Source organism: Clostridium sp. (assembly GCF_016650095.1).
GTDB lineage: Bacteria > Bacillota > Clostridia > Clostridiales > Clostridiaceae > Clostridium_AD.
In genome coordinates this window covers 1-7,259 of sequence record NZ_JAENWL010000178.1, presented here as the reverse complement: position 1 = coordinate 7,259, position 7,259 = coordinate 1, and the positions used below count along the sequence as shown (strand labels likewise).

7 protein-coding genes are annotated in these 7,259 nt (G+C 31.7%); all 7 read right to left on the bottom strand.

Going from position 1 to position 7,259, the window contains the following annotated elements; genetic code table 11:
* On the bottom strand, positions 1-356 hold a 356-nt coding region (locus JJE11_RS11265; RefSeq protein WP_291635621.1), incomplete at its 3' end, for a TIM barrel protein.
* Positions 357-487: 131 nt separating this feature from the next.
* Entirely contained in the window at positions 488-1,564 is a 1,077-nt protein-coding gene (locus JJE11_RS11260) for an alcohol dehydrogenase catalytic domain-containing protein (protein ID WP_291635619.1), read from the bottom strand.
* Positions 1,565-1,637: 73 nt separating this feature from the next.
* Positions 1,638-2,633 carry an ABC transporter permease gene (locus JJE11_RS11255; protein ID WP_291635618.1) on the bottom strand — a complete coding sequence of 332 codons (996 nt, stop codon included), beginning with the start codon at positions 2,631-2,633 and terminating at the stop codon, positions 1,638-1,640.
* Positions 2,626-4,128, bottom strand: a complete 1,503-nt coding sequence (locus JJE11_RS11250; RefSeq protein WP_366927926.1) for a sugar ABC transporter ATP-binding protein — start codon at positions 4,126-4,128, stop codon at positions 2,626-2,628. Before JJE11_RS11250 ends, JJE11_RS11255 begins: the two co-directional genes overlap by 8 nt.
* Before the next feature lie 84 nt (positions 4,129-4,212).
* The gene (locus tag JJE11_RS11245) at positions 4,213-5,154 is read right to left on the bottom strand and encodes a substrate-binding domain-containing protein (RefSeq protein ID WP_291635615.1); all 942 of its coding nucleotides are present in this window, start codon (positions 5,152-5,154) and stop codon (positions 4,213-4,215) included.
* A 583-nt stretch (positions 5,155-5,737) separates the two neighbouring features.
* The gene (locus tag JJE11_RS11240; RefSeq protein WP_291635613.1) at positions 5,738-6,322 is read right to left on the bottom strand and encodes a response regulator; all 585 of its coding nucleotides are present in this window, start codon (positions 6,320-6,322) and stop codon (positions 5,738-5,740) included.
* 21 nt (positions 6,323-6,343) lie between these two features.
* Positions 6,344-7,259 (bottom strand): histidine kinase dimerization/phosphoacceptor domain -containing protein (locus JJE11_RS11235; protein WP_291635611.1); only part of this gene is annotated, 916 nt, incomplete at its 5' end.

Here is a 7,259-nt window from a genome sequence, read left to right as displayed (position 1 = left end):
TCATCATAGCCTGCAATTTGTATAATTCTCACTCCAATATCAACAGCAAAATCAATTGCATCACTCATGATCTTCATGCCACATTCCCGTATTTCTTTATCTTCACTACCTATTGGAAACTTTCTATGACCGCTAAGGCACATAGTCATTATTTTAATACCTGCTTCTGATATATCTTTAATAAGCTCAAACCGCTTATCTCTATTCCACTTTAAGCGTCCTAGTTTTTCGTCACTTTCATCAATACTTATTTCCATAAAATCAAAACCGGCCTTCTTTGCTTCCATCAACTTTTCTTTTATAGACAGTGAGTTTGGCATAGATTTTTCGTAAAGTCCAATATAATACGTATTCAAATATATAACATCCTTCCTTAAAATATAATCACTATAGCAATTTACATTTGTAAGGCGCTATAGTGATTAATTAATTTATTATAAATGAATTAAGTTTTTTCTGAAATATTTAAATTCTTAATTTAAATTAACTAGAATGTGAGTATTACTTTTAAATCACCATGTTTGCCAGTTGCATACTCAAAAGCTTCTTCCCATTTTTCGATTGGGAAAGTGCTGGATACTACACCATCTGTTTTTAAATTACCGTTAGTAATGTTCTCAATAACAAACGGATAGCAATATGGGCTTAAGTGAGAACCTAGAATATCCAGTTCTTTACGGTCTCCTATAATTGACCAATCAACAGTTGTAGGTGCTCCGAAAACACTAAATTCAACAAAACGTCCTAATTTCCTTACCATGCTTAATCCTTGTATTACGCTAGACGGATGTCCAGTTGCCTCAATGTAAATATCGCAACCATAACCTTCTGTCATATCAAGAATTTCTTGAACAACGTTAGTTTTAGATGGATTCATTACAATATCAGCACCAAATTCTTTTGCCTTCTCAAGACGTGAATCAACCATATCCAAAACAATTAATTTTTTCGCGTTTTTCATTTTTGCATAAGTGATCATACCTAGTCCAAGTGTTCCTGCGCCTGATATTACTACTACATCTTCGCATCCGATTTGAGCTCTATCAACGCAGTGTTTAGAACATGCATAAGGTTCAATTAATAAGGCATCTTCGAGTTTCATCACTTTTGGAACTTTGTGTATAACAGCATTTTTAGGATAACGAACGTATTCCGCCATACCACCATTATTATAACTTTGAAATCCAAACATATCATGAGGTTGGCACATCCAGTAGTGACCATCCTTACAAAATCTACATTCTCCACATGGAACTATTTGATCAGCTGTTAATCTATCACCAATTACATAATCCGATACATTAGCGCCAAGCTCCACAACTATTCCAAGAAATTCATGTCCAGGAATAAATGGCGGTTTAACCCAAGAAGGCTGAGATTCATCTCCCCAAAACATAGCAGCTCCATGTTGACATTTTAGATCTCCTGCACAAACTCCGCAACCCTCTGTTTTAATAATAATATCATCTGGTCCACATTGAGGTGTAGGATAATTTGGCTCAAAGCGATAATCACCCTTGTCGTAAGCTACTAATGCTTTCATTGTTTCTGGAATTTTTCTCATTTTAATATCCACCTTTCATTGCATAATTATATTTTAACATACAGCTAATTAATTACAAATACATTTCATTAATCTATTTTTTCTTTTTGGAACTAAAGTAAATAGCAAAGATTATTATTAATCCTTTTAATACCCTTTGAACATACGGTGAAACTCCCATAAGGTTCAATCCATTACTTAATACGCCTATAATTAATACACCTAAGAAAGTTCCAAAAATTGTTCCACGGCCACCGGCTATGTCAGTACCACCTAATACTACCGCTGCGATAGCATCTAATTCAAACCCGACACCTACATTGGGTTGTCCGGACATTAACCTAGAAGTTAATACCATTCCTGTAATTGCAGCTGTTAACCCACTTGTAAGATATGCTAGAATCTTATATTTTTTAACCTTAATACCTGATAACCGAACAGCCTCTTCATTACCTCCAATAGCATAGATATATCTCCCCATTGGTAAGTGTTGTAAAATAATATAAGCAACAACATAGATAACAAGCATTATAACTACCGGCATAGGTATTACATTAAATAAATATCCTCTACCTATAAAAGAAAATCCATCTGGCAAACCAGCTAATGGATACCCTCCCGTATGAATAAGCGCTATCCCACGAGGAATTTCCATCATAGCAAGTGTAACTATAATTGGTGGTAGCTTTGCATATGCTATAAGCGTACCATTTACAAGACCAAATAATGCTCCTACTCCAATTCCGAGCATTACCGCTACAACAGGAGAAATTCCGTAATTAATCATGGCACTAGCCATTACAGTACTTGAAAGTGCCATAATCGCGCCAACAGAAAGATCTATACCTGATGTTAGAATAACAAAAGTCATACCGACGGCTAAAATTCCATTTACAGACACTTGTCTTACAATATTAACTAAATTATCAGTTTGTAAAAATTTATCAGATGCCATTGTCATTGCTAAACATAAAGCAAGAAGGCCTATTAAAGTTATCATTTCCTTTTTTAACTCTATGTTTTTAACCTTTTTTACGAAATATGCTAAATCTTTTTTTTCATTTGTTTTATTATTTTGAGAATTAAGCATTTATTCCACCTCCAGTTGCATAATACATAATTTTTTCTTGATTTGCCTCTTTAGAGCTTAGCTCTCCTGTAATTTTTCCTTTGCACATAACTAATATTCTATCACTCATTTTTAAAACTTCTGGCAGTTCAGAGGATATCATAATAATTGAAGCGCCCTTGTTAACTAATTGTCGCATTAATTTATATATTTCCGCCTTAGCTCCTACGTCTATTCCCCTAGTAGGTTCATCAAAAATCAAGATTTCACAAGCTGTATTCAAACATTTAGCTATTACTACCTTTTGTTGATTTCCACCACTTAAATTCTTTACCATCCTATCTATATCAGGAGTTTTTATTTTTAAACTGGATACATATTCTTCTACTATGTCCCTTTCTTTTGCTTTATCAATAAAATTGTATTTGTTCGTGACTTTATTCAATGATGATAAACTTACATTATCTTTGACAGATGATTCTAAAATTAACCCTTGGGTTTTTCGATCCTCAGGTATTAAAGCTATACCAAGCTTTAATGCTTCATATGGGGATTTTATATTAACCTTTTTTTCATTCATATAGATTTCTTTTTCATCTGCTTTATCCGCACCAATTAATGCCCTCACTACTTCACTTCTTCCAGACCCTACTAACCCTGAAATTCCTAGAATTTCACCTTTATTTAGTTTAAATGATACACCATTAACCCTTTTGTTTTTTAGTATCTTAACTTCAAGAAGTAGCTGCTTTGTTTTTTCACAAAAGGTTTGTTCTTCAAGAATTTCCTCTAATTCTCTACCTACCATCATACGGATAATGTCATCTTCTGTAACTTTATTTACTAATTCAGTACCTATCCCTTTTCCATCTCTCAAAACAGAAAATCTATCGGCTATCTCAAATATTTCATCCATATGATGTGAGATAAAGACCATAGTTACTCCCTTTGCCTTAAGAGTCTTCATTAAATCGAAGAGATGCTTTACCTCTCCCACTGTTAATGTTGCAGTTGGTTCATCTAGTATTAAAAGATTTGCGTTGACAGAAAGAGCCTTGGCTATCTCAACGAATTGTTGCTCAGCCACACTAAGACCATCTACTGTTTTGTCTACATCAATTTCTACGTTAATTTGTTTTAATAATTGCATTGTTTTTTCTTTCATAAGCTTTCTATCTAATAGACCATTTTTCTTTCTTAATTCTCGTCCCAAAAATATGTTATCTACTGAATTAAGATAAGGAATTAAACTAAATTCCTGATGTATAATAGTTATCCCTAATATCTGCGCCTGCTTTGTATTTTCCAAAACAATCTCTTTTCCATTAAAAATTATCTTACCATTTGTAGGTTTATATATCCCAGATAATATTTTCATTAAAGTTGATTTACCTGCTCCATTTTCACCAACCAACGCATGAATTTCTCCACGTATTAAATTAAAACTTACACCGTCTAATGCCTTTACTCCAGGAAACACCTTTGTTATATCTTCAAGTTCCAAAATTTTATCCATTATCACACCTCCTCTTTTTTTATTATAATATTCGAAATCAGGCATTCCAAAAATTTGAAATGCCTGATTTTGAATAATTACATTTTACCAAGCAAATCCTTCTGCATTTTCTTTTGTCAATGCTTTAACATCTACTGGTACTGAATCTGGAACGTTTGCTCCTAAATACTTAGCTAATGCAATTCCAAAACCAATTCTTACTTGATCACGAGGATACTGAGCTACTGTACATTTCAATATATCGCCCTCTAATAAAGCTTTAACTGCTTCTGGTGCACCGTCAACACTATAAACTCCTACATCCTTACTAGCACTTTCAATAGCGGCAACAGATCCTAAAGAACCTGTATCATTAACACTAAATATTGCTTTTAAATCTGGAGTTGTTTGCATCATATTTTCAGTTACAGTCATTGCCTTAGCACGATCTTGTTGTCCATTTTGGTTATCCACAACTTTAATATCTGGGAATTCTTTCATAGCAGCTTCAAAACCTTTTACTCTTTCTAAGATAGGAACTACTGGAATACCATTTAAAATAGCAACTTTACCTTTTCCACCTAAATCTTTCCCCATTTGTTTTCCAGCTAAGTAACCAGCATCATAGTTTTTAGAACCTACAAATGAATCGATTGGGCCGTTTGCTTGTGCATCAATACAAACTACAGTAAGACCAGCTTTTTTTGCTTCTATAACGGCTGTTTCTATACCTTTAGAATCAGTTGGGTTAAGTAATAAAATTTTAACACCTTTTTGAATCATGTCTTCTATATCACTAGTTTGTTTAATTACATCGTGTTTAGCGTCAGTTACAATAAGCTTAGCTCCAACTGCATCTGCTGCTTCTTGTACTGCCTCATTCATTGTAATAAAATACGGATTTTCCATCTCTTGGAAAGACATCCCTATAACTAGTTGATCTGGTGCTGCTACTTCCGTTGCTGATGGTGTTTCTGTTTTCGCAGTTTGACTACATCCTGTAAATCCTAATGTAGCTATCATTAATATTGCTAATGCCTTTTTCATTAAAATCACCCCTTAATTATTTTATATGATATTTCCAATAAAAATATAATTTCTTAAAGTTTAGAATTGATGCTTAACTATATTAAACATCACAGTTAAACAATTTTACACCCCCCTAACATATAGTAGTTTGAAATGTATAGTCTAAATTAAAAATTTGTTTTTATAAAAATAGATGCCTCGTATATACACGAGAAAGGCATACAAATCCAATTCTCAAGTATATACGAGGCATCATGACCTCTAGAATCCTAAATCTATCATAAATTCAAAATTCCATATATTAAATTTTTACTTTACTTTAAACAAATGCTTAATGTTATTAATTTTACATCAATCATAAACATAAAATTAACTCTTAGACCATTAATTTATTATTGAGTAATCATTTTAAGGTTATCTTTTATAAAATCTAGTTTTTGTTTAAACGTATACATTGTTGTTAAAAATAATTAACTTTAATTTCCCCATACATTTCTGTTATATTTACTGTCTGTCCATATATGTATATTACAACAACTTTAATAATATGTCAAGAGTTTAAAATATTTTGTTTCTGGCTATATTAATACAGCCAGAATTATTAACTTAAAAGCTTATTAGCAGCAATTATCTCATTAGCTACCTCTAACATTTTTTTGTTAGTATCTCTACTGATTTTCTGCAATCTCTTCATCGCTTCGGCTTCACTTATATGAAATCTATCCATTATAATCCCTTTAGCTTTTTCTATATACTTACGACTTTCAAGAGATTTCTCAGTATCATCCAGTTTGCCCTTCATTTTTTGAAACTCCTCAAATTTAGATATAAACACCTCTATAGCGACTTTTAAGTCCCAGACATCTACTGGCTTAATTAAATAATTAAATATACCTTCTTTCGTTGCTCTTTCAATTAACTCTTTGTCATGATAACCACTTATTATTATACTAGGAATAAAAATTTGCTCATTAATCTTTTTAATAGCTTCAATACCATCCAAAAGCGGCATATTAATATCTGTAATAATTAAATCCGGTTTCTTTTCTAATGCCATCTTCAAAAGTTCTTCCCCATCAGAAGCTTCTCCGATAATCTCATGACCAAGTTGTTTTAAGTTAGTCACTAATCCTATTAGACACAAATATTCATCTTCTGCCAATAAAATCCTTAATGATTTATTCATATATAGTTCTCCCCCTTTACATTACTTTTTCTTATAAGTTACAAAAACCTTTTCATTTGGTAGGAAAATCTCGATTTTTGTTCCTTTTCCCATTAAAATAAATTCTATCTTCCCTTTAAATTCATACTCTATAATAGAAGAAACTATAGATAGACCTAAGCTGCTTCGCTTCTTTATATCAAAATCGGGTGGAATCCCTATTCCATTATCCTCAACTGATAATAATATAATTTTTTTGTTTTTTTTGCATTTTACAGTAATTAATCCTGATATTTTATTAGGAAATGCATGTTTCAAGCAATTATTTATTAATTCATTTATAATAAGCGCAATTGAAGTTGCTTTGTTATATGGAATAAATATATTTTCCATATCTAAATCAATTTTTAGTTGTGCATTCATTTCTCTGAAAAAATCTGTTATTGCTCCAACTATATCCTTAATATTAATAATACTTCTTCCCAATTTATCTTTAGCTAGCAAATCATGAACAGATGCTATACTTTTAATCCGTAAAGTAATATTATCTAAAACATCATTTAACTTATTTTCAACGCCAACTTCTACTACCTGTTTTTGCAAAGATATGATACTAATAATGGATTGTAAATTGTTTTTTATTCTATGGTGACTTTCCTGTAGTAGAGCTGAACTACCCATTAATCTAGTATCTTCAACTGCTAGTGCAGTGTTTCTTGCAAAAGCTAATAAATAGCTTGTTTCTTCTTCAGAATGAGCATAAAACCTTTCATAAAATATTTGGATAATTCCGGTTACACGGGACCTTATTAAAACTGGAACACAAATAATAGTTTTAACTTTATTATTTAATTTAAAATTTAAAAGATAATCTTTTTCATGTTGATTAGAATAATAAATTTTCTGCTTCTGAGCGATATTAAAAACGACAGTTTCCTTTAATTCAGCCTGTAATTCC

What these genes read in the sequence shown, in the direction of transcription:
- JJE11_RS11260 (WP_291635619.1), bottom strand. Translation starts at nt 1,564, where the DNA reads ATGAGAAAAATTCCAGAAACAATGAAAGCATTAGTAGCTTACGACAAG.
- JJE11_RS11255 (WP_291635618.1), bottom strand. Translation starts at nt 2,633, where the DNA reads ATGCTTAATTCTCAAAATAATAAAACAAATGAAAAAAAAGATTTAGCA.
- JJE11_RS11250 (WP_366927926.1), bottom strand. Translation starts at nt 4,128, where the DNA reads ATGGATAAAATTTTGGAACTTGAAGATATAACAAAGGTGTTTCCTGGA.
- JJE11_RS11245 (WP_291635615.1), bottom strand. Translation starts at nt 5,154, where the DNA reads ATGAAAAAGGCATTAGCAATATTAATGATAGCTACATTAGGATTTACA.
- JJE11_RS11240 (WP_291635613.1), bottom strand. Translation starts at nt 6,322, where the DNA reads ATGAATAAATCATTAAGGATTTTATTGGCAGAAGATGAATATTTGTGT.